General features: G+C 45.7%; 21 protein-coding genes and 1 pseudogene. 11 read left to right on the top strand and 11 right to left on the bottom strand.

Annotated features, from left to right (window positions below):
• The first annotated feature begins 21 nt into the window (after positions 1–21).
• Positions 22–804, top strand: coding sequence for an ABC transporter permease subunit (locus tag IQ257_RS20575; protein ID WP_193876002.1), 783 nt, complete (start codon positions 22–24; stop codon positions 802–804).
• Here the strand turns inward: IQ257_RS20575 and IQ257_RS20570 are convergent.
• A complete protein-coding gene (locus IQ257_RS20570; protein WP_193876005.1) occupies positions 801–2,096 on the bottom strand; it encodes a YcbK family protein in 1,296 nt (431 codons plus the stop codon). The two genes, IQ257_RS20575 and IQ257_RS20570, sit on opposite strands and share 4 nt — an antisense overlap.
• 237 nt (positions 2,097–2,333) lie before the next feature.
• Between IQ257_RS20570 and IQ257_RS20565 the strand changes: the two genes are divergently transcribed.
• From IQ257_RS20565 to IQ257_RS31610, 3 genes and pseudogenes are all read left to right on the top strand, one after another.
• Positions 2,334–3,263 (top strand): DNA adenine methylase, encoded by a 930-nt coding sequence (locus IQ257_RS20565; RefSeq protein WP_193876007.1) that lies wholly within the window; start codon positions 2,334–2,336, stop codon positions 3,261–3,263.
• Between the two features lie 19 nt (positions 3,264–3,282).
• On the top strand, positions 3,283–3,504 hold the full coding sequence (locus IQ257_RS31615; protein ID WP_193876009.1) for a DpnII family type II restriction endonuclease: 222 nt from the start codon (positions 3,283–3,285) through the stop codon (positions 3,502–3,504).
• Positions 3,501–3,674: pseudogene (locus IQ257_RS31610) on the top strand (DpnII family type II restriction endonuclease); the annotation flags it as partial. The gene IQ257_RS31615 and the pseudogene IQ257_RS31610, both read left to right, overlap by 4 nt.
• Positions 3,675–3,820: 146 nt before the next feature.
• On the opposite strand, the gene hpnH reads toward IQ257_RS31610, so the two are convergent.
• From hpnH to IQ257_RS20520, 7 genes are all read right to left on the bottom strand, one after another.
• A complete protein-coding gene (hpnH, locus tag IQ257_RS20550) occupies positions 3,821–4,843 on the bottom strand; it encodes an adenosyl-hopene transferase HpnH (protein ID WP_193876011.1) in 1,023 nt (340 codons plus the stop codon).
• 356 nt (positions 4,844–5,199) lie between these two features.
• Positions 5,200–6,195 carry a hopanoid-associated sugar epimerase gene (gene hpnA / locus IQ257_RS20545; RefSeq protein ID WP_193876013.1) on the bottom strand — a complete coding sequence of 332 codons (996 nt, stop codon included), beginning with the start codon at positions 6,193–6,195 and terminating at the stop codon, positions 5,200–5,202.
• Positions 6,195–9,041: an efflux RND transporter permease subunit gene (locus IQ257_RS20540; protein WP_193876015.1), complete on the bottom strand. Its 2,847-nt coding sequence runs from the start codon at positions 9,039–9,041 to the stop codon at positions 6,195–6,197. The genes hpnA and IQ257_RS20540 overlap by 1 nt, the downstream gene beginning before the upstream one ends.
• Positions 9,042–9,099: 58 nt before the next feature.
• Entirely contained in the window at positions 9,100–9,435 is a 336-nt protein-coding gene (locus IQ257_RS20535; protein WP_193876017.1) for a hypothetical protein, read from the bottom strand.
• A 39-nt stretch (positions 9,436–9,474) separates the two neighbouring features.
• Positions 9,475–9,588 (bottom strand): histidine kinase dimerization/phospho-acceptor domain-containing protein, encoded by a 114-nt coding sequence (locus IQ257_RS20530; RefSeq protein WP_228060878.1) that lies wholly within the window; start codon positions 9,586–9,588, stop codon positions 9,475–9,477.
• A 136-nt stretch (positions 9,589–9,724) separates the two neighbouring features.
• A complete protein-coding gene (gene tsaB, locus IQ257_RS20525; RefSeq protein WP_193876019.1) occupies positions 9,725–10,354 on the bottom strand; it encodes a tRNA (adenosine(37)-N6)-threonylcarbamoyltransferase complex dimerization subunit type 1 TsaB in 630 nt (209 codons plus the stop codon).
• Entirely contained in the window at positions 10,355–11,896 is a 1,542-nt protein-coding gene (locus tag IQ257_RS20520) for a serine/threonine protein kinase (protein ID WP_193876021.1), read from the bottom strand.
• 318 nt (positions 11,897–12,214) lie between these two features.
• Between IQ257_RS20520 and IQ257_RS20515 the strand changes: the two genes are divergently transcribed.
• The 6 genes from IQ257_RS20515 (at position 12,215) to IQ257_RS20490 (ending at position 18,336) form a co-directional block, all read left to right on the top strand.
• Positions 12,215–13,309 carry an AI-2E family transporter gene (locus IQ257_RS20515; RefSeq protein ID WP_193876023.1) on the top strand — a complete coding sequence of 365 codons (1,095 nt, stop codon included), beginning with the start codon at positions 12,215–12,217 and terminating at the stop codon, positions 13,307–13,309.
• Positions 13,310–13,737: 428 nt separating this feature from the next.
• On the top strand, positions 13,738–14,124 hold the full coding sequence (gene rplL / locus IQ257_RS20510) for a 50S ribosomal protein L7/L12 (RefSeq protein WP_193876025.1): 387 nt from the start codon (positions 13,738–13,740) through the stop codon (positions 14,122–14,124).
• A 377-nt stretch (positions 14,125–14,501) separates the two neighbouring features.
• Positions 14,502–15,110, top strand: coding sequence for a translation elongation factor Ts (locus tag IQ257_RS20505; protein ID WP_193876027.1), 609 nt, complete (start codon positions 14,502–14,504; stop codon positions 15,108–15,110).
• A 415-nt stretch (positions 15,111–15,525) separates the two neighbouring features.
• Entirely contained in the window at positions 15,526–16,518 is a 993-nt protein-coding gene (locus tag IQ257_RS20500) for an RNA ligase family protein (RefSeq protein ID WP_193876029.1), read from the top strand.
• A 56-nt stretch (positions 16,519–16,574) separates the two neighbouring features.
• Positions 16,575–17,033 carry a DIP1984 family protein gene (locus IQ257_RS20495; RefSeq protein ID WP_193876031.1) on the top strand — a complete coding sequence of 153 codons (459 nt, stop codon included), beginning with the start codon at positions 16,575–16,577 and terminating at the stop codon, positions 17,031–17,033.
• Between the two features lie 583 nt (positions 17,034–17,616).
• Positions 17,617–18,336, top strand: coding sequence for a carbonic anhydrase (locus IQ257_RS20490; protein ID WP_193876033.1), 720 nt, complete (start codon positions 17,617–17,619; stop codon positions 18,334–18,336).
• A gap of 120 nt (positions 18,337–18,456) precedes the next feature.
• On the opposite strand, the gene IQ257_RS20485 is transcribed toward IQ257_RS20490, so the two are convergent.
• The 3 genes from IQ257_RS20485 to IQ257_RS20475 all read right to left on the bottom strand — a co-directional run bounded on the left by IQ257_RS20485 (position 18,457) and on the right by IQ257_RS20475 (position 20,441).
• Complete coding sequence (locus IQ257_RS20485) at positions 18,457–18,933, bottom strand: PAS domain-containing protein (protein ID WP_193876035.1); 477 nt, start codon at positions 18,931–18,933, stop codon at positions 18,457–18,459.
• Positions 18,930–20,075, bottom strand: coding sequence for a hybrid sensor histidine kinase/response regulator (locus IQ257_RS20480; protein WP_193876037.1), 1,146 nt, complete (start codon positions 20,073–20,075; stop codon positions 18,930–18,932). The genes IQ257_RS20485 and IQ257_RS20480 overlap by 4 nt, the downstream gene beginning before the upstream one ends.
• A 210-nt stretch (positions 20,076–20,285) precedes the next feature.
• On the bottom strand, positions 20,286–20,441 hold the full coding sequence (locus IQ257_RS20475) for a hypothetical protein (RefSeq protein WP_193876039.1): 156 nt from the start codon (positions 20,439–20,441) through the stop codon (positions 20,286–20,288).
• A 314-nt stretch (positions 20,442–20,755) separates the two neighbouring features.
• Here IQ257_RS20475 and IQ257_RS20470 point away from each other — a divergent pair, with 314 nt between their 5' ends.
• Positions 20,756–21,466: a response regulator gene (locus IQ257_RS20470; RefSeq protein WP_193876041.1), complete on the top strand. Its 711-nt coding sequence runs from the start codon at positions 20,756–20,758 to the stop codon at positions 21,464–21,466.
• Positions 21,467–21,513 lie beyond the last annotated feature (47 nt).

The raw sequence follows: 21,513 nt of genomic DNA, 5'->3' as shown, positions 1-21,513 counted from the left end.
ATAGAGAGACGCTTCAAAACTATGCAAACCCAAACGTTTGGCAGAATCTGGACGATTGCTTCAAATGGCTTTCGGGAAGTGATGCGCGATCGCATCCTATATATTATTGGCTTTTTTGCTTTGCTGCTGGTCATTGCCCTGCGGCTTCTACCGGAAGTGGCGGCAAGCACAGAAGATAAAATTTTCTTAGATTTTGGTTTGGCAGCCATTAGTGTTTTGGGTGTAGTAGTTGCTGTATTTGTCGGTACGAGTTTAATTAATAAAGAAATCGAAAAGCGTACCGTATTAGTATTAATTCCCAAACCCATTTCCCGTGCTGAATTCATCATCGGTAAACACTTAGGACTCTTAGGGGTGCTGGCTGTCTTAGTTTTTACCCTGATATTTATCTACCTGATTCTTCTCAGTTTTAGTCAAATTAATTACCCCATCCTTAGCATTCTGATTTCAACACTTTACTTGTTTTTAGAACTGAGTTTGATAACAGCAGTAGCGTTGACATTTGGCGTTTTTACCAGTTCCCTACTAGCAACGCTGCTGACGTTGGGGGTTTATTTGATGGGACACTTAAGCCGCGATTTGGTAGCGTTGGGTCGGTTGAGCGAAAATTCAACGATTGAGACATTCACTCAAGGGCTTTACCTCGTTTTACCCGATTTATCACGCTTGAATTTAAAGAATGAGGCAGTCTATGGTTTGCTCCCCCCAGCATTAACACTGCTAGGGCACGCCGTCTATGCTCTGGTTTATACCATCTTGCTTTTAGCGATCGCAATCCTCATCTTTTCGCGGCGCGAATTTTAAAATCCCCATATACGCCTAGAACCAATATCCAGGTGAACAACCTTGGGTAAGTTACTGTAGATGCCGACTCCTCCGGGCCACCAAGACATGACGGCATTAGATAGTCGCCTGCCACTGTATCCCGACACCTGAATATCTACTGCCTTCCCATAAAGGTGTTGGCTATAGCGAGCGCCACCCACTGCCCGATTAATGGCTGGGGGTCGATACCAGGAATTGACTTGAAACGGTCTGTCAATCTGGTTTCTAGCTCGCTGCAATTGTCTGGCGAGGGCAATGATATTATTGACAATTGTTTCGTTTTCTGGGATTCGCGTTGCGTTTTTGGTGGCTTCCCCCCAAGTGAAATTGCCACCGGGAATAATCGGTTGGTCGGTGTAGAAGGTGCTGACATTTCCAGGAAGTTTGAAGCTTCTACCCAGAAAAGGTTGGGGTTGCGGGGAAGGAGGTTGTGGTAGCGGATAGAGAACTTCGCCATTGCGTTCTACCTGGGCGTGTCCTTCATAGACATACCAAGTACTCAGGTTCCAGATATAGTCTTTCTCATATTTGAGGGCAAATTTAATGTGGTCGTTGAAATCACCTTGGGGAGTTGCATAGGCGAAGGAGTGAAGTTTCCAGGTGCTGCCTTCGGAAATTGAGTAAACCTCTTGATCTGACAGTTCTGACGACTGAAGTGGGCGGCGCTTAAAGAGAGTATTTTCAGTAATTCTGAGAATCGGAGTATTTGGATCTTGTGGCGGGTAAACAATCGTGCCATCAAACTCTACATAAGCGTGTTTGTCGTAAACAAACCAGGTATTTAAGTTACGGATATAGTCTTGCGGGTATCTTATGGAAAACTTGATATGGCTGCTGAAATCACCTCGGGAGTCGGCATAGGCATAGCCATGGAGAGTGTAGCTTTTGCCTGCGGCAACATTGTAGAGTTCCTCAGCAGGCAGCATTTCAGACTGAACGGGAAGGCGTTTAAACAGCGTATTTTTAGTGACTCGCAGAATGGGGGCAGCTTCTTGATCTTCTTTCGGGTAGACTACCTCGCCGTCGAGTTCGACTTGGATATGCAAGCTGTAGACGAACCAGGTATTTAAGCCGTTGATAACGTCATTTTTCAGGGCAAATTTAATATGACCATCAAAGTCACCACTAGCATCAGAATAAGCATAGGAGGCAATCTCGAAGGTTGTTCCCTCTGAGACAGGGTGACGTTCTTCTTCCGTTAGCTGGGTTGATTGAACAGGATGGAGTTTGAAAACTGTATCCTGCGTCACTCTTAAAATTTGCTGAACCATTTCTTATACCTCGTCTGAAGGGTTAGCCACTGTGGGGGAAGAGGGAGAATCGATGGAACTTTCCTCTCCCAAGAGCAAGAGCAGTTAGTAGCTGAAAGCACTGTCAGCTAATCGGTTGAGGGTGCGATTATTTCCCTGAGCGATCGCATTGTTTAGTTACCGCTTGTCAAATGGGACAGTTAATCGTTAAAGTAGGTTGTCTCGACACTGAACTCGAACCCTTTCGCCTAGCTATCAATGACAAGAGTAACAAGCAATTCAAGGTGGGTCAAACCGTTTTTGAAGTGGGCGGGCGGCAAAGGTCAACTTCTTGAACAATTAAAGCAATTTTTCCCACATGAGTTAGCGAGTGGTTCGATCAAAAGATACATTGAACCCTTTGTGGGAGGTGGGGCTGTTTTCTTGTATGTCGCACAATCTTACCCAGTTGATAATTTTTTTATTTCGGATATAAATCCAGAATTAATATTAGCTTATAAGACGATACAGAGACAGGTAAATGATTTAATTGAGCGTCTGTTAGAGATTGAATATAAATATTTATCCCTTGAAGAAACAGAACGGAAAGACTACTTCTATTTAATTCGATCAAAATTTAATTTTCAACGCACTGGGATTGAAAATCAATCCTATAATCCGGCATGGATTGAGAGAACTGCTCAACTTATATTCCTAAACCGTACCTGTTTTAATGGTCTATTCCGAGTGAATTCAAAAGGTGATTTTAATGTGCCAGCAGGTCGGTATAAAAATCCAAAGATTTGCGATGAAGGTAATTTAAGGGCAGTTGCCAAAATCCTTCAGAGAACTCAGATTCAGCAAGGGGATTTTAGAGATTGTGAGCAAGTCGTCAATAGCAGCTCTTTTGTTTATCTCGATCCTCCTTATAGACCCATTAGTAAAACTGCCAATTTTACGGCATATTCTCAAGCAATATTTGATGATTCAGAGCAATTACGTTTGAGAGATTTTTTTAGATTGTTGGACAAACAAGGAGCTAAATTAATGTTAAGTAATTCTGATCCAAAAAATGAAAAAGCAACTGACGATTTTTTTGAAAATGCCTATGATGGATACTTGATTAAGCGAGTGAAGGCAACACGAAATATTAACAGCAATTCTTCAAAGCGAGGACAGATTGATGAGCTTCTAATCATGAACTACTAAATTGTGTATTAACCTACTCATGAAATTTCATCCTGTTTTCCAACACTATTTAGGTTGCTCAAACACAACCGACGTGTTTCAATACTTCAAAGATACATTAACGAACTCGATAACTCTTTGGAACTACTTCGTTAATTGGGATAAGGTTGTAAATAATTACAGAAACATAGAAATTAATTTAAATTTGCTCAATTATTTAGTGGGGAAAACCGAACAATCAAGAGTATACCGGATTACGTGATTGGTGTTGAAGTAGGGTTAGACAGTAATGCCAGGAAAAATCGTGGCGGCACAACTATGGAAACTCTGGTGGAAAAGCTTCTCCAGCACCTATGTAATGAACATAACTTATTGTTAATGCCACAAGCAACATCTCCCAAAGTTAGAAGAGAATGGGGGATTCATGTTGAAGTCGATAAATCTACTCGCCGATTTGATTTTGCAGTTAAAAATGAAGATACTCTCTACCTGACTGTAGGCAAAGCTGATGCCAAGTTGCTTTCAAATAGTATTGTCTACAACTCAGTAACAGCATTGCTCCAGCATCACCTAACAGTCTACTTACTCATCCCCAACAACGTTCCAACCGATCGCGCAATATTCCCCGGCTCCATTGCATCCATTGCTGCGGTTGGCTCATACCCACAATGCACCATACAATCAGCACAGTTAGGATTGCCACTAGCGCGACCGTATTGACTCCAATCAGTTTTATCTAACAGTTCCTGAAACGTTTTATAATGCCCCTCATTCAGCAGATAGCAAGGCTTTTGCCAACCCAAAACACTGTAACTGGGACTTCCCCAAGGAGTACATTCATAGTCTTTCTCCCCAATCAGAAAATCTAGAAATAAGGGATTGTGATTGAAATTCCAATTTTTCTGACCCGCCTTGAAAGGTGCTAAGATTTCCCGGAAAAGTGCCTTAGTCTGTTCCCGTTTTAGAAAATGATCCTGATCCGGTGCCCATTCGTAGCTGTAACCAGGGGAGATCATCATGCCATCAATCCCCAAGGTACTCAAAACATCAAAGAACTCCTGGATTTGTTGCGGGTCAGTTCCCTCAAATACTGTAGTATTCGTAGTAACGCGAAATCCCTTTGCTTTTGCCGCCCGAATTGCCTGAACTGCACTATCAAAAACACCCTGACGATCAACGCACTTATCGTGCAACTCTCGCAACCCATCCAAATGAACGCTGAATGTCAGGTAAGGAGACGGCTCGAACTTATGCAAACTCTTTTCCAGCAATAACCCATTCGTACACAAGTAAATAAATTTCTTGCGGTTTACCAATCCCCGCACAATCTCATCAATCTGGGGATGTAATAGAGGTTCTCCCCCAGGAATGGAGACAACGGGTGCGCCGCACTCTTCCACCGCCGCAAAGCATTCTTCCGGGGTTAAGTGCTGCTTGAGTATTTCCTTAGGATGCTGGATTTTGCCACAACCAGGACAAGCGAGGTTACACCGGAATAAAGGTTCCAACATCAACACCAGAGGGAACCGCTTACGACCCTTCAAACGCTGTGCAACCAAGTATTTCCCGACTTCTAACGCTTGTTGTAAATGAATTCCCATGCTTCTCCTCTCACCTTACCTTTTGTGTACTTTAGCCAAAGGCTATCCTTCGCTCATCCTTCTCTTGAGAGAGGGAAGATTTGTTATAGCTCATAACTTGCACCAGTGGCAACAACCCGCCAGTGGTTAAAACCACTGTCTTATAGCTAAAGTCGTCTAAAGACGACTGGATAAGAGTTTTAACTCTGGGCAGGTTTTCGGGTTTACTGACTATATATTCCCCCCTTAATAAGGGGGGCTAGGGGGGTAAGAGGAATAAATACACAATCAGGTGCAAGAAATCTGTTGCGTATATTGAACTCATTAACCGAATTTACCGCAAAATTTCGGATTTTTGAACACAAAACACTATCTTATCAACCTATATCAACATAGTTCTGAGCCACAAACCAGTTTACGGCATCCTGCATGGCAATTGTAATGGGCGTTTGCGGCAAACCCAACTCCTGTACTGCTTTTGCGGCGTCATAGTACATCGTTTGATACGCCATGCGCACGCCATCTAAGGGAACAGAGGGGGTTTTGCCCAAGGGTGCGAGAATTTGCTCATCAATCCAAGCTACACTCAACGGCAACCAAGCAGGAATAGCCCGTTCGGGTGCTTCTAAATCTGTAATTTGGGCGAGTTGCTCAAGTAGCGCTTTCAGGGTAAGGTTTTGATTTCCTAGAATATAGCGATCGCCCGTTTTCCCCTTCTCCAACGCCAACAGGTGTCCCTGCGCCACATCCCGCACGTCGATAAAATTCAACCCCGTATTCACATAGACAGGCATTTGGCGGCGCAGGAAGCGCAAGATAATATCCCCCGTAGGCGTCGGCTTGATATCCATCGCCCCAATGGGACTGGTAGGATTAACAATAACGATATCTTGACCGGAATCTGCGGCTTGTTTAGCTTCCCGTTCTGCGAGATACTTAGATTTCTTGTAATGACCTACCAACTTTTCTAGGGGACTTTGATGGGTTTCATCAACCACTGTCCCAGGTGTACCCACCCCAATGGCAGCAACGGAACTAGTGTAGACAATACGCTCAATTTTAGTCTGACGCGCATTCCACAGGACATTGCGGGTTCCGAAGACGTTATTGTAGTAAACCAGATCCCGGTCAGCTTGCCAGAGGGAATACTGCGCCGCCACGTGAAAAAGTACCGGACACCCCTGCATCTGCTGGTACAAAGTCGGGTCGTTTATATCGCCTTTAACAATTTCTACATCTAAACCCTGAAGGTTATCAAGTCGGCTACTCGGACGAACCAAGCACCGTACCTCATAACCCTCCTCAAGAAGCGATCGCACTATATTCGCCCCCACAAACCCCGTCCCTCCCGTCACAAAGGCGCGGATTGCCATCAGCCGAACCTCCGCCGTTTGAGACTATGCACCCAAAAATCATCAAGTAGACTGTAGAGTACTGGCACGACAATTAAGCTGAGAAGAGTAGAGGTAATCAATCCGCCGATAATCGCTACCGCCATTGGTTGTCGCAACTCTGCCCCAGCCCCCAGTCCTAAAGCGATCGGTAGCATTCCCAAAATAGTCGAAGCTGTTGTCATCAAAATCGGTCGCATACGCACCATACCCGTTTTCACCAGTGCCTCAGTGCGATTCATACCCGATTTACGCAGCAGGTTGGCGTAATCCATGAGTAAAAGTGCATTTTTGTCAAGCAGTCCCAGCAGAAAAATTAGACCGATTAAGGAAATCATGCCAAAATCACTCTGAGTAATCAGCAGCGCCAGCATTGCCCCCACAATAGATAGAGGCAGCGACAACCCCACCACTAACGGCTCTAACAATCTGCCGAAGGGCAAGATCAGTACTAGCAGCATACAGCTAACCGATAGCGCCAGTGTCCAACCAAAACTTTCCAAAACGTGGCTGCTGAGAGCCGATTCTCCCTCCAAGTCTAAAGTCACGCTGGGGGGTAAAACAGCTTGAGCTTGAGAAATCACTTGATCCGTTGCATTGCCGATGGTTTGCCCCTGGCTGAGGTTAGCCGTGAGAAAAGCAACTCGCTGACTATTCAGATGCTCGATTTTGTTAATTGTATCGTCAGCCTCGACCAAACCCGTCACCGCTACATCCACAAATCCTGGTAATTTCTCAATACGAGTTTTCAGTTCTCGAACGGTGTCACTCAGAACTGCTAAATCCTCTCCAACCAGGGCAACCTGAAGGGGTTTTTCATCCCCCATATCCACAAACTGAATATCTTCAATACTAATAGTGACATTATCAATGTCCGGCAAAGCGGCTCGAATTTGGTCTTGCACTTGGGCAGTTGTGAATTCGTGAGCCTTATCGAGTTCGATATGGAGCTTCCCTTTATTGGGTTCCCCCTGAAATCCTACGATAGTAAAAACTGATTTTACTGCTGGGGAGTCCAAAAGTACTGCTTCAATCTGATCGGCTACCGTGCGGGAGCGATTTAAGAGTATTCTGGTGGGTGATTGAACTAAATCAGTCAGCCAATCAAAAGACCCTTCACCGAAAAGCGAGTCGCCGTTATCGGCAGGAGAGCTTTCCGGCGATGGACTGGGGGCAATCTCAGGAGTTGGCGCTAGACTTTCCTCTGAGGGGAAAGGATTTAAAGCATTTTGCTCTGCCGGATTATTCGATAATTGCGGTAGGGGGGATGTGTAAGTAACATTGAACTCGCCTCGATCGAGTTTGGGAATAAAGCCCTTGGGTATTAGCGGAATCAAAGCAACCCCGGCAACAAAGCTGATGAGTGCCAATCCTACTACAATAGTTCGGTGGTTAAGCGACCATCTGAGCAAGTTTTGATACACTCCCAGAAAGCCACCAGACGCGATATATCTCGTCTCTACAGAATTTTCCCCAGCTCCCCTGCGTTCGACTGAGCGCTCACGCCGAAGTCTCCCCCGCTCCCCATCTCCCCGTCTCCTCAGCCACCAAACGGCAAGCACAGGCGATAGGGTTCGGGCAACCAGTAAGGAAATGAGAACGGCTGCTGATATAGTGAGTGCAAAGGGTTTGAAGAACTGACCAATAGTGCCTTCCATCAAGGCAACGGGTAGGAAGACAGCAGCAATAGTGAGGGTTGAGGCGGTAACGGTAAGCCCGATTTCGTCGGTTCCCGTGATGGCAGCTTGTCGCGGAGATTCTCCAGCTTCGATGTGTCTGGCAATGTTCTCCACATCTACGATCGCATCGTCTACGATAATGCCAATCACTAACGCCAAGGCTAACAAGGTGATTGTTTCTAGGTTAAACCCAGCGATCGCCATAACGATGCAGGTGCCTAACAGGGATATGGGAATTGCTAGGGCGGTAATCAGGGTTGCCCGAACATTGCGCAAAAATGGATAAATGACTAAAACTGCCAAAACAATTGCCAGCAGCAGAGCGTCAATCGTGGATTGAGTGGCTTCGCGGATGTAGTCAGCCTGAGTTTCGGCTAAAACCAGTTGCACGTCTGGGAAATCGGATTGTAGTTTTTGGACAGCTTTTTGTACCTGGCTGACTACATCCAACGTATTGGCATCACCGCGCTTGATCACTCGGAATGCTACAGCATCTTGACCATTAAAGCGGACTAAGGTTGCAGGATAATTAATGTTGGCTTCAGCATCTGAAGGGGTTTCCTGGTTTTCCGGTTCCTGGGAACTGCCTAGAAGATCTACTCTCAAAACTCCTGGCAGTTGAGCAATGGGGGGGATGATTTGCCCTTGGGCAATCTGGATTAATTCGTCGAGGGTTTGGCGATCGCTTTGAATCGCGTAGCTAATTGTAGCAGATTCGTTTAAGTTAAGGGGAATGACCTCGAAGGTGGTTTCTGACGGTAGTTGGGCGTCTTGAATTGCTGTTTCAACGCGATCAACGGTTTCCTCCAAGTTTGTTCCTACATCAAAACCCAAGTTAAAAATAGCTCGACCTGAATAGGTTGAGGAGCGGTAGTCGCCGATGCCTTTTAGAGATTGGAGTTGTTGCTCAATGGGTTTGGTGAGGGTTTCCTCGGTTTCTAGAGCCGTCTCGAGAGGGGCTTGAGCCTGAACCACTACGACAGGAAAGGTAATATCCGGGAACAAAGCGTATTTGAGACTGCTAAAAGCAAATAGCCCCGCCACCGTCACAGCGATCCAAAAACCCACCGTTAGCCAGGGATGAGCGATCGCTAACCTGGAGATATTCAAGCGTTCCCGGATAGATTTCTGGGGTGTAGGCTGTACCATTTGAGACAAGTATCAAGCCGAGCAACTCACAAAATAATACAACTTGTCTGACGTACCCTTATCTGAACACTTCCTGGGCACAGGCTTGCCCAATCTCAACTAATTCCTGGGGTTGTCCCCCAGTTTCTCTGGCTCGTTGGAGCAGTTCCCTGAACTGCTCAATAGTAAACCGAGCTTGAAACCGATTAATAGTACAAGCACACACCCTCTCTGCCTGTGCTTCGGACAACCCGCCATTCACCGCACTTTGCTGGCAACCTCTCATATAGTTAGTGACAACCTGGGGTGGATATTTGTTTTGTGCCTTGGCTGCTGGTATAGTTCCGTAGGTGACTAGGGCAAATGTCAGTAAAAAGGTACTGGCAAGGGATAGTCTGCGGAATGCACTCTTCATGGTATGGGTTAACCTTCACTCTCGTTGAACCAACTTATATTATGAGGTAGGGCGTCGTTGCGATCGCTCCGGAGAAATATTACCGTAAATAAAGCTGACGGGATTGTTGATTTCGTGGGCTACACCTGCCACCATCTGCCCTAGACTTGACATTTTCTCAGTATGAATCAGTTAAGAGATTTGATTAACATCGGAAGTTGTTGATTGTCAGCGTCTTTCGTTTTGTATAGAGATCCTGCTAGCACCATCAATTGTGCCTAAAATTTGGAGAGATGATCGCAAAAAAAACTTAAAGCTCTACTGGATGCTGTCCGTAAAATGGCAGTGCCTCGGACCAGTCGGGGCGCTTTCCCTGTTGCCAATCTAAATAAGCTAGCTCCAATACACTCACGGCAGTCATTCCCAAATTTGCCGGAGCATCAACCAATTGGTAAGGTATCTCTAAACCCTCTAAAACTTGCTGCCAACTATCCGGCGTCATTACCGTATCCGACAAGAGTGGCGTCAGCCCCACACAATCGGGCAATACCTGATAAATAGCCGTAAATAGCTGTCCCCGTCGAGCAGGCATTTGTAAAGCGATCGCCTTTTGGTCAATTCTATCTTTCATCACCGACAACGCCACCGCCGCCAGAGTCGAAACCGCAAATAAAGGAATATCCAACTGCTGTGCCAGTGTCCGGGCAGTTACCACCCCAATCCGAGTCCCCGTAAAACCCCCTGGTCCTTTGGCGACGGCAATAAACGCCAAATCTGCCCAAGTCTGCGGACTCAGAAACTCAGTCAAATACTGGTGCAAATAACTTGAGGTATCCCGCCCCAAGTCCCAGGTTGAACAGCGAGTGTCACCCACACCCTTACTGATAGCTAACCCCAGTTGGGGGCTAGTCGTATGCAAAGCTAAACCGTATTTCCTCATTCAAAGATTCTCGCCTTCAGCCTGAGTCGGTTCGGGTTTTTTGGGTAGAGGGGCTTCCGGTGGGGGGGGTGTTCTCTTGAGTTCTTGTGTCGGTTCGCTGACTGGCTCCGATGGCACAGAAGGTTCTGGTGCTTCTGTGGCTTTTGGTGATTGAGATTCAGTAGAGGAAGAGGCGGGAGTGGGATTGGGTTTTGAGGAAGAAGCAGGCGTTTTACTCTCGACAGGAGACACCGGCTGGGCGGGAGTTGGTGAGGCGGTAGGAGTCGGTGCTGGGGATTCCTTTACAGGTGCGGGAGACGACTGGACTGGGGTGTCCGATTTTTTAGGAAAAAACCTGCGAGTGGGTTTTTGAGGTGCAGTGGTGGGATTGCTCTCCCCGACAGGTTCAACCGTCTCCTGCGGACTTTTTTGACCTTGATTATTTGCCTCAGTCTCACTGTCAGAATTAGCAGGCTCTACCACGGTTGGGACTGAGGGTTCGGTATCAGGTGGGGCTGAGGATTGCCGAGAATTTGACCAAGCAATACCCCAAGCAACTAAACTGATCGCGATCGCCGCAGCCACCCCCGTTAAAATACCAGGAGTCTTCAACTGCCGATAAAACGGGGCAGAGACTGTTGGCTGAGAGTCTTGTTGCACAAGGGTTTGCTCTTGGGGCAGTAAATGGATGGTGGCGCTAGTATGGCTGGATGTCGGAACGGATGTAGGAGTATTGTGAGTTAGATCAAACTCAACCTTGGGTAGTAGGGACAGCCACTCTTCAACCCCTGACGGGCGGTAACGCGCCTCAACTGCCATCCCACGCATAACGGCTTGATTCACCCCTGCAGTCAACTGGGGTTGCAACTCACGGGGAGCAGGCATTGGTTGGCGATCGCGAATCACCGCTGGCGTCGGAATTTTAGCAGTTAGCAGGGTGTAGAGAGTTGCGGCTAAACCGTAGACATCTGAGGCGGGGGTTCGCTTTTCTTTGATTAAATACTGTTCGAGGGGAGCGTAGCCCTCAGAAAGCATATTTGTATGAGTCACACTGGAGTCGAGCCAAAATTCCCGTGATATTCCAAAGTCAATTAACACCGCGTCGTGAGTGCCTTGACGCTGGATAATGTTGGCGGGTTTAATATCTCGATGGAGCAAGCTTTTTTGATGGACTACCTTTAACGCTTCCCCAATTTGCCGGATGTAATGGATGGCAGTGGCTTCGCTTAGGGGTTTTCCTTGTAGCACCAACGCTTGCAACGTTTGCCCCTCCACGTAATCCATAACCATGTAGGGCCACCCTGCTTCTATAAAGAAGTCACTCACCCGGACAATATTGGGATGGATGCATAATGCCAGTCGCCGCGCTTCATCCTGAAACAATCGCTGGAAGCGGGAAAAATCTGGGTGTAGATGCATGGACTCATTGAGGGTTTTAATCACCACTACCTGCCCTAAGTAGTGATGGGTGGCTTTGAACGTTACACCAAAGCCCCCTCGTCCCAGCTCTTGCTCTAGAGTATATTTGCCGCCCTGTAAGGTTTTACCGACTAACGAGTTCATACACTAACCTGGTTGTTGTGTTGGATTGTTAGTTTAAAAGAAAAAATCGAGCTACTAACCAATGGACGCAGTTATAGTACTTAAGTTGCGATTTAACCCCAGTCTGCCGTACAAATGTCTGCCCTGACCCACTAAAAACCCACTCTAACTCAGAATTCCCAGAAAGCCCTCATCCTAGCTTTCTGGGAGAGGGGTTGGGGGTGAGGACGCTGGACTTTTGCCAGTCAATCAGCCAACTCATCTGGATTGACACAGGGAACTCAAACAAACTAAAGTTACCACGACCGCTCTTAATCCCCGAAAATTGGAGGTAAACTGGTGAGTTTAGGGAAATTGATCGGTTTTCTCGCCTTTGCAGTTTCTCTCTATATTCTGTGGCGGCTAAAGCAAATACTTTTGCTGATTTTTGCAGCAGTCGTCTTTGCAGTCGTCTTAAACCGAGTCGTGGGATGGCTTCAGCGACAAGGAGCCAAGCGAGGCATTGCGATCGCATTAACACTGATTACCTTACTGGGAATCTTAACACTTCTCCTTGGACTAATTGGACCATCTTTTGCTCAACAAGTGGAACAACTAGGCAACCTTGTGCCTACCATTTTCGAGAGTCTGCGCGGCTGGTTCAACCAAGTGCAAACCCGACTTCCAGAGCAACTGATCAATATCGGTAGCATTGGCGATATCTTCCCAAAAATCCAACCGTTTGCAACTCGCTTATTGAATAATGCCTACACTTGGTTCTCCGATTTGCTGACAATTTTCCTGCAAGTTTTTCTAGTCTTGGTTCTTATTCTCATGCTAGTTGCCAATCCCAGCGCTTACCGACGGGGTTTGATACTGTTGTTTCCTGGCTTTTATCGCCGGCGTGCCGATGAGATTCTTTCTGAGTGTGAAGACACACTCGTTGGCTGGATGACAGCGACGCTCATCGATATGGCAGTTATTAGTGTGGTAACTTTTATTGGTTTGTCAATTTTGAATGTACCACTGGCGTTAGCCAATGCTGTTTTGGCAGGTTTATTGGAGTTTATCCCGAATATCGGACCCACGTTGAGCGTGTTTCCACCACTGGCAGTTGCCCTTCTCGATGGTCCGTGGTGGAAGGGAATTGCTGTCATAGGCTTATACGTGATAATTCAGCAGTTTGAGGCATATATTCTAGTGCCTTATGTTATGAAAAAACAGGTAGATTTACTGCCGGCAGTCACATTGATAGCGGTGGTAGTTTTCGGCAGTCTTTTTGGTTTTCTGGGTGTATTTCTTTCTGTGCCATTAGTGATTATTTTCAAGATTTGGATTAACGAACTTCTGATTAAAGATATACTTAATACTTGGCAGAAAAACGATCAGGATTATTTCAAGCAAGATTCGCAACAGACTGATGGGGAAGAGTCTAAGGGATCTCAGCAGTCGTAACGGACTATCCCACGGGCGTCACTCTCGCCAGATTAAATACTGAAAGCCTTACACCGATAGACTTTCAGTATAAAGGCTTAAGACATAGGTTTCTATTAGGCAAGCGATCGCTCTATTCTCCATTGAGTAGGGCTTTCATCAGTTGGCTGCTATTTTTATTTTCCTGGAGTGACGCAACTGGGGTAGAGATAGCCAAGCTTGCTGTAAAACTTAAGTTCTTGACGGGTAAGAGGTGTTTACGGAGAAGGGTGCAAGATGGTAGGGCGATCGCCCTCGAAAAAAAGTTTTGTTCAGTCCCTTGACATAATTGTAGTATTTATGTAGTATAAAAACATGACGAGTAGATGAATGGCAAAAATATCTACCTCATGAAGTGATTTTACCACTCAATTAATTCAATAAATCGACCAAGATGTCGGAGGTAAACTATGTCTGTTAAAACTATAGAAATTCTGGAGAAACTAAAGTCTTTAACGCTGATTGAAACTTCTGAACTGGTTAAGCAAGTTGAAGTAACCTTTGGTGTTAATGCTTCCCCTCAAAAGTTCATAGGCGTGGAAATTAATCAGGATAATTTACCACCGCCGCCACCCCCAAAACCCACGGAATTTAATGTGATTTTGGAAGAAGTTCCTACTGATAAGAAGATTGCGATTCTGAAGGTAGTACGAACTCTAACAGGGTTAGGGTTGAAGGAAGCCAAGGATTTTGTTGAGTCAGCACCAAGAACCGTGCAAGAAGCGATCGCACCTGAAGCCGCCGAAGAAATCAAGCAACAGCTAGAATTAGCTGGCGCTAAGGTTTCTCTTCAATAAGGCTCTCTAGGTATGAGCGATAAGTCCTCGCTATGAGGACTAAATACTGACTCTACAAGACTTTCAGTCCATTTCAATGGACTTGAGCTATTAGCCCGGAGTTTTAACTCTGGGCGGATTTTCGGGCTTATCGACAAAGGTGCAAGTTATCAGTTGCAATGGACTTAAGCTATTAGCCCGGAGTTTTAACTCTGGGCTGGTTTTCGGATTTACTGACAATGGTGCAAGATGTAAGATTACCAAGTCTACTGCCTTGTTTGTAGACAAAAGCCCCAGTATGACTGATGAGTAATCGCTATCACGGTGAATTGGCTAGGACTTTGGGTGATCCTTTCTTCACGGGGAGATAGTTTTACAACATTTGGGGAGATGGAAAGATGACAGAAATATCTGTACAAGTCATCAAAAAGCTGCGCGAAAAAACTGGCGCTGGCATGATGAACTGCAAGAAGGCGCTGAAAGAAACAAATGGTGATTTGACTCAAGCGATCGCATGGCTGCGGCAGAAGAACTTTGTTCGCACATGTTCACCACCCGGCGTGGCGACAGAAGGACTGATTGGTAGCTATATTCATACTGCTGGTAGAATCGGTGTACTGGTAGAAGTGAACTGCAAGACTGATTTTGTCGCTCGCACTCAGGAGTTTCAAACTCTCGTGCGGAACATCGCTATGCAAATTGCGGCTTGTCCGAATGTGGAATACGTCAAGGTAGCAGACATCCCAGCCGAAATAGTCCATAAGGAAAAAGAAATCGAAATAGGACGGGATGACTTGGCGAATAAACCAAATGAAATCAAAGAAAAAATTATTCAGGGACGAATTGACAAACGTCTGAAAGAAATGTCTTTGATGGATCAGCCTTACATTCGTGACCAAAACATCACGGTGGAACAATTGGTGAAGCAAGCGATCGCTCAACTCGGTGAAAATATCCAAGTCCGTCGCTTTGTCCGCTTTGTTTTAGGCGAAGGCATCGACAAGTAAAGACGCAAATTAGGGTGGGAAATGCTCCTACCCTACTTGCTCAGGACTTACGCACAGACTCTACATCTGGTAGGGGTACGATATATCGTACCCCTACATTTAGCGGTTTACAGGGAAATTTGCGTAAGTCCTGTGCTCTTTCAGCAAGCTGTATCCCACCTACTGCCAACAGGGATTTGAATCCCTGGCGGGTCATCGGGTAGGTGCAAAATGTGAGTCAAGCTATGTGAATTAGCCAACAACTTGATGATGATGCCTTGACGACAGCAGGAGAGACAGTTAAACTTGTATTATATTTGTAGTATAACGATGACTACCCAATTCTAGCGGCTTGCAGACAGGAGCTTACTTCATGTTTTAGCAAGGCTACCCCAGTTATGTGAGCATTGCCAACCCTACGCTTGAGAAGTGAGATATGAGCATCTTTAAAGTTGAAGTTGTCAAAATCAACAGCATTAATTCTCACCCCAATGCTGATAGATTGGACATTGCCACTTTTGAAGGGATGGCATATCAGGTCATCACGGCGAAGGGTAACTTTAAACTTGGAGACTTGGCGTTTTACTTTCCTATTGATAGCGTTATTCCCGATCGCTTCCTAGATGAGTTCGGTATTCGTCCCTACTATTCCAAGAAGCTGCGGGCGGCTAAACTCCGGAGTATTTTCTCTGAAGGGTTGCTCATTCCTGTAGGTGAGAACTTTACGGGAAATGTCGGAGATGACTACACCGAGTACTTTGGGGTGACCAAATACGAATACCCTATTCCTCAGGTGATGAATGGGGATGTGGAAACTGCGATCGGGCAATACAAGTTCCCCAGCCCGGAAAAGCTCAAGCGGTACAAAGATGTGCTAATTGACGGCGAAAACGTGGTAGTGACAGAGAAGCTTCACGGTACTAACTTTACCGTTTTAGTGGAGGCTGATGGCACAACACACATCGGTAGCCACAGCTACTTCTGGAACAACAGCGCAGCGAATAAGACTTTAGTCTACATTCGAGCGTACAACGAGAATGCACTTTTACAGAAACTGCCGCAAGAAACTCAGGTATTCGGGGAAATTTACGGCGTACAGGATATCAAGTATGGCTTGAAAAATGGCAATATCGGAATTGCTGTATTTGCTGTACGTCACGGCGGAAAGTTCCTTAACTACAGCGATTTTGTAGCGTTTTGTGAAGAATTTTCCTTGCCCAGAGTCCCCGTACTCTATATCGGTGCTTACAGTTGGGAGGCGGTATCTCAGTTCAACAATGCTGATAGTGTAGTTTGTCCAGATTGCATGATGGAGGGTGTTGTCGTGCAACCTTTGGTTGAGAGGACGCATCCGGAAATTGGAAGAGTTGTACTGAAGTTGATTAGCGATCGCTACCTGCTTCGCAAGGGTGGAACTGAACTGCATTAATAAACAGTAGCGTGGGTTTGTTCCCACCTTACTACTGAGATAGGAGGTGACTAGAAATGAAACTGGCTGAAGCTTTAATCTTGAGAGCAGATTCTCAAAAAAGAATAGAGCAGTTGCGGCAAAGATTAGTCAGAAGCGCTAAAGTCCAGGAAGGAGAAACACCTCCAGAACAGCCGCAAGCACTGATTGCTGAATTAGACACAACAGTAAATGAACTGACAGACTTGATCAAGAGAATCAATAAAACCAATTCACTGACAACTCTCGAAGAAGGCATGACTCTATCAGATGCGTTGGCACAGAGAGATACACTCTTGCTCAAGCGCAGTGTATATAATTCTCTAGTAGAGGCAGCCGCTTATCAGCAAGTTCGGTATGGTGCATCTGAAATCAAGTCTTTCAGTACGGTTAATGTTGCCGAACTGCAAACGCAAATGGATCAATTATCTAGACAATGCCGAGAGCTAGATACCAGAATCCAAGAATCAAACTGGAATACTGAACTAATGGATTGAATCAGTTGGTAGCCGATTCAATAGAAGCGAGCACAAAACCCGCCAACAGGGTTAAGTTGGGTAGGTCTGTTAAACCTTTTTGCACGAGGGGCAGTGCAGACAAAATAACAAGTTAAGCCCAGTATTGTTACAAGTGTACAGGGCATTGTTAATGTTACTACCGTGTGCTGGTCTGTTGATATTGGTGAGGGTGGGTAAGGGGAAGATTCAATTTGTTAGTTTAAGCGATCGCTATCCAACCAATTGCTTGGGAGTTGGCGACGGGACTTGCAACAGGATTACCCGCACCTGCTGTCCGCTGCTAACGCTTTGAGACAATTCTGGGAATACTGGTGTGGATGCTCCAAGAAGGCTGACTTTTGGGAGAGCGATCGCAGATTCTACTCAACTATTAAACTCAAAAATTGTAACAACATAAAGCGCAGTAAAATTTACTACTGAATTTCAACAAAATCAGTGATATAGACCCAGAATGCACATTTAGCATTGCCTCATTACGATTGATGCAAAAAATGGATTACCCTTTCCAGTTAATCCGCTAAAGTAAAGGGAGATTTTTGCTCTACCAGGAAAATATTGCTGTATGCGGAAGATACTTAGAGGTGTACACCAGTTCCAAACCAACTACTTCAGCACCCACCGAGAGCTATTTGAGCGTCTCTCGTTAGGACAGCACCCCAGAATCCTTTTCATCACTTGCTGTGATTCTCGGATCGATCCGAATCTACTGACTCAAACAGAACCGGGCGAACTGTTTATTATTCGTAATGTTGGTAACATCATTCCTCCTTTTGGGGCAACAACGGGTGCAGAAGGTGCTGCCATTGAGTATGCCATCGAAGCTTTAGGCATTAAACATATTATAGTCTGCGGTCACTCCCACTGTGGTGCAGTCAAAGGACTATTGCAAATCGGCAACTTAAGCGAAGAAATGCCCTTAGTTTACGATTGGTTAAAATATGCAGAAGCCACACGCCGGATTATTAAGGAAAACTATCATAATTATGAATATGAAGACCTTCTAAATGCTGCAATTGAGGAAAATGTCCTCACTCAAATTGAGAACCTGCGGACTTATCCAGTGGTCCACTCCAAACTCTACAAAGGTCAACTCGATATCCACGCTTGGGTCTATAAAATTGAAACAGGAGGAGTCTATGTCTATAGTGCAGAGCGGTGCAACATCCAAGCTAGTCATGGAGAAGATGACTTAGACGAGATAGAAGAAACATCTATATCGGAGCTACCTGTAAATAATAATAGCAATGGAAGTAAAGTCAATAAAGCTGCCTTAACAGGTTAACCTACTTTTTCGTAGGACAGGCATCTTGCCTGTCTTAGCAGACAAATACAGGCAGAAGCCTATTCTACAAGTAGTAATTTCATCAATATGTTGCTTTTGTCAAGCCTGGTTGAGATGCTCTTACCCTGAGTAAAAGGTTAACGGGCCCTCATAGTATAAAATATCACCCGCCTTATTCCGAATAGAACGAGCATTGTGGCGCACCCAGATTGCCGTACCATCACAGCGACGCATAGGCATTTCAAAGTCTCGCAACACAGCTTCAGAATTGAGTTGGTGCTGCCATACCTGATAAGCTTCTTCATCGGCAGAGTGCTGGGCAATACCCACGTCTAATAACCCTTGCAGGTTGGTATACCCGAACAAATGCAACAAAGCAGGATTCGCTTCCAACACTTGTCCGGTGGGGAGTATCCGGTAAAGCCCAATCGGTACGCCTTCAAACAATCGCTGGTAGAGGGTTTGAACGCGATGGGACAGTTGACGAGCCTGCTTGCCAGTATGCAGCCCGGTGTCCAGCTTAAGCCTCAAGTCCCCAACTTTTCTGAGAAAGCGGGGAGCTGCCTTTTTTCTTGAAGATGCACCATCAAGGGTCAACGTTTAGAATTTGCCTGGGTTAGCACTGGCAGATAGAGGGTAAATACACTACCTTTATCTACCTCCGTTTCAACTTCAATCTTTCCCTGATGAGCTTCGGCAATTCGACGGGAAAGGTACAGCCCCAAACCGCTTCCTGAGCGCTTATGTTTGCCTTGACGGAACCGCTCGAAGAGGGTGGCTTTTACCTCTGGAGAGATGCCAGCTCCGGTATCTTGTACGACAACCGTTATCCAAGCTGGAGGTTCTTCCTGATTATCGGGGGTGGCAGGAGTAATCCTCAAGCGAACGTCTACCGAGCCAGTCTCAGTGAATTTGATGGCATTGCCGATCAAGTTGGTGAGAACTCGGCGGAGTTCTAAGCGGTCGCCCATGACTTCAAAACTAACAGTGTCACTTTTTTCTTTAAAGTCCAGTGTCAATGCCAGTTCTTTTTCAGACGCCAACGGTTTTAGCTCTTGAATCACGTCTTTGGCAATGTCTCCAACATCAACGGGGACAAATGTCAATAGTTTAGACCCGGCATCGTGGCGATAGACTTCTAATACCGTATTCACCATTTCTAGCAGGTTTTTGTTGCTTTGAACCATGGCAGTAATCGCCTCTGTTGTTGAAGGCGGCAGTTCTCCAAAGGCACCCTTTTCCATTAGATTCAGCATCCGATCGGCTGCCACTAGCGGAGTTCGCAGATCATGAGTCAGACGAGAGACAAAATCTTCTCGTTGGCGAGCTAACTGCTCTTGCTGATCAATACTATGCTTGAGTCGCAGCAGCGATCGCACTCTTGCCAATAGTTCGCCGACATCAACTGGCTTGCGGATAAAATCATCAGCCCCAGCATCTAACCCCTCAATGGCGCTAGATTGTTCATAGGCAGTAATTAGTAAAATGGGAATAAATGACAAACTGGAATTTTGACGAATTCGCCGAGTCACTTCATAACCATCCATGTTCGGCATCATCACATCCAGCAAAATCAAATCAGGCGGATATTTTTCGACCTCAGCCAAAGCTTCACTGCCATTACTCACCAAACTGATGTCATATCCTTCTGTTTCTAAAATTGTTTGAATCAGAAATAAATTATCAGGAGAGTCATCGACAGCTAGAATTCGATCGGTTTGAGAATTGCGAGGATTCATACAGTCCCGTCGTTAGTTAAAAGATAGTGTTTCAATTTGAAAGTTGATTGCCAAAATTTTTGAGATTTTTGAGATAGTTTTAGTTTTATAATTATTGTCTCCAAATTTAACGCAATGGACTCAATTAATAGGTGGTATAGCATAGCGGAAATAACTATTCAGTTTCAATCGCTTACTATACAATTTTTCTGCCTTCTGCCTCCTTACACCTTACAGTAGTAGGACTGCTTCTAATTTCCCATGAGGTAACGAGCGAGTCAAATTGATGTTTCGCTGTTCGTTAACGAGAGCTGCCTGACGAGACAGCTCCATCTGGATGAAAGACCTTTTTTCCACCTGAGTGTTAACTGTAATCTTACTCTGCATCGCTATTTACCCTTACCAACCCCAATTTTATGCCGGAGTACTGAGTTTAGAGAAACAAACTCTTGCAACATTACCGAATCTCTATCGACAGACAGATAGACAGATTTCTCGAATTTTAAGCAGACAATGCCCTCGTTGCCCTCATCCATGAGAGAGAAAAAGGGTGCGGACTTTTTCTATCCTTCGGTTTAAATTGCCGCAATTGATCTATATGCCTTTAGTCGTCCTTGATACTATCGATAGATGTAGCTGTCCTGAAACATCTGCCACAATCTGGACAACCCCATTTTTAAACTATATCGGTGGAAAGAGATATGCGTGTTGTTCTCATTGAAGACCACAACCTCACGCGAGTCGGTCTAAAGGCAGCCTTAGAAGAACAGGTAGGGATTCAGGTGGTGGGTGAAGCTGCCAATGCCGTTAGCGGTTTGAATGTGCTGGAAAGTTATAAACCGGATGTAGCCATTGTCGATATCGGTCTTCCCGATATGGATGGTATCGAGCTAACCCGAAAATTTAGACAAAGCCAGAGCGAAGCTGGGGAGCCAGCAACAAAGATTCTTATCTTAACGCTGCATGATAGTGAAGACGCGGTGCTAGCTGCCTTTGCCGCTGGTGCAGATTCGTACTGTATGAAAGATATTGGCATTGAGCAACTTGTCGAAGCCCTGCAATCGACCAATGAAGGAAACTCCTGGATCGATCCAGCGATTGCTAGTATCGTGTTGGGACAGGTACGGCGAGGTACACCAAAAATGAACTCAGCACCTGAGTCTGAAACTGTCAAGATTAAAGCCGTAGAACCGCAGTACCAGCAGCTTTTACAAGCCTATCCCCTGACAGAACGGGAATTAGAAGTTCTAGAATTGATTGTATCTGGATGCAGTAACGTAGCGATCGCTCAAAAACTATACATTACCGTCGGTACGGTAAAGACTCACGTCCGCAATATCCTCAACAAACTCTCCGTAGATGACCGTACTCAAGCCGCCGTTCATGCTCTTCGGTCTGGTCTAATTACTTGATAAGGGAATGGGGAGTGGGGAGCTGGGGTGCAGGGGAGACTTCGGCG

Source organism: Coleofasciculus sp. LEGE 07092 (assembly GCF_015207375.1).
In the GTDB taxonomy this organism is placed as follows: domain Bacteria; phylum Cyanobacteriota; class Cyanobacteriia; order Cyanobacteriales; family Coleofasciculaceae; genus LEGE-07092.
Note: the sequence above shows the minus strand (reverse complement) of the source record. Positions and strands in the feature narration are given on the sequence as shown.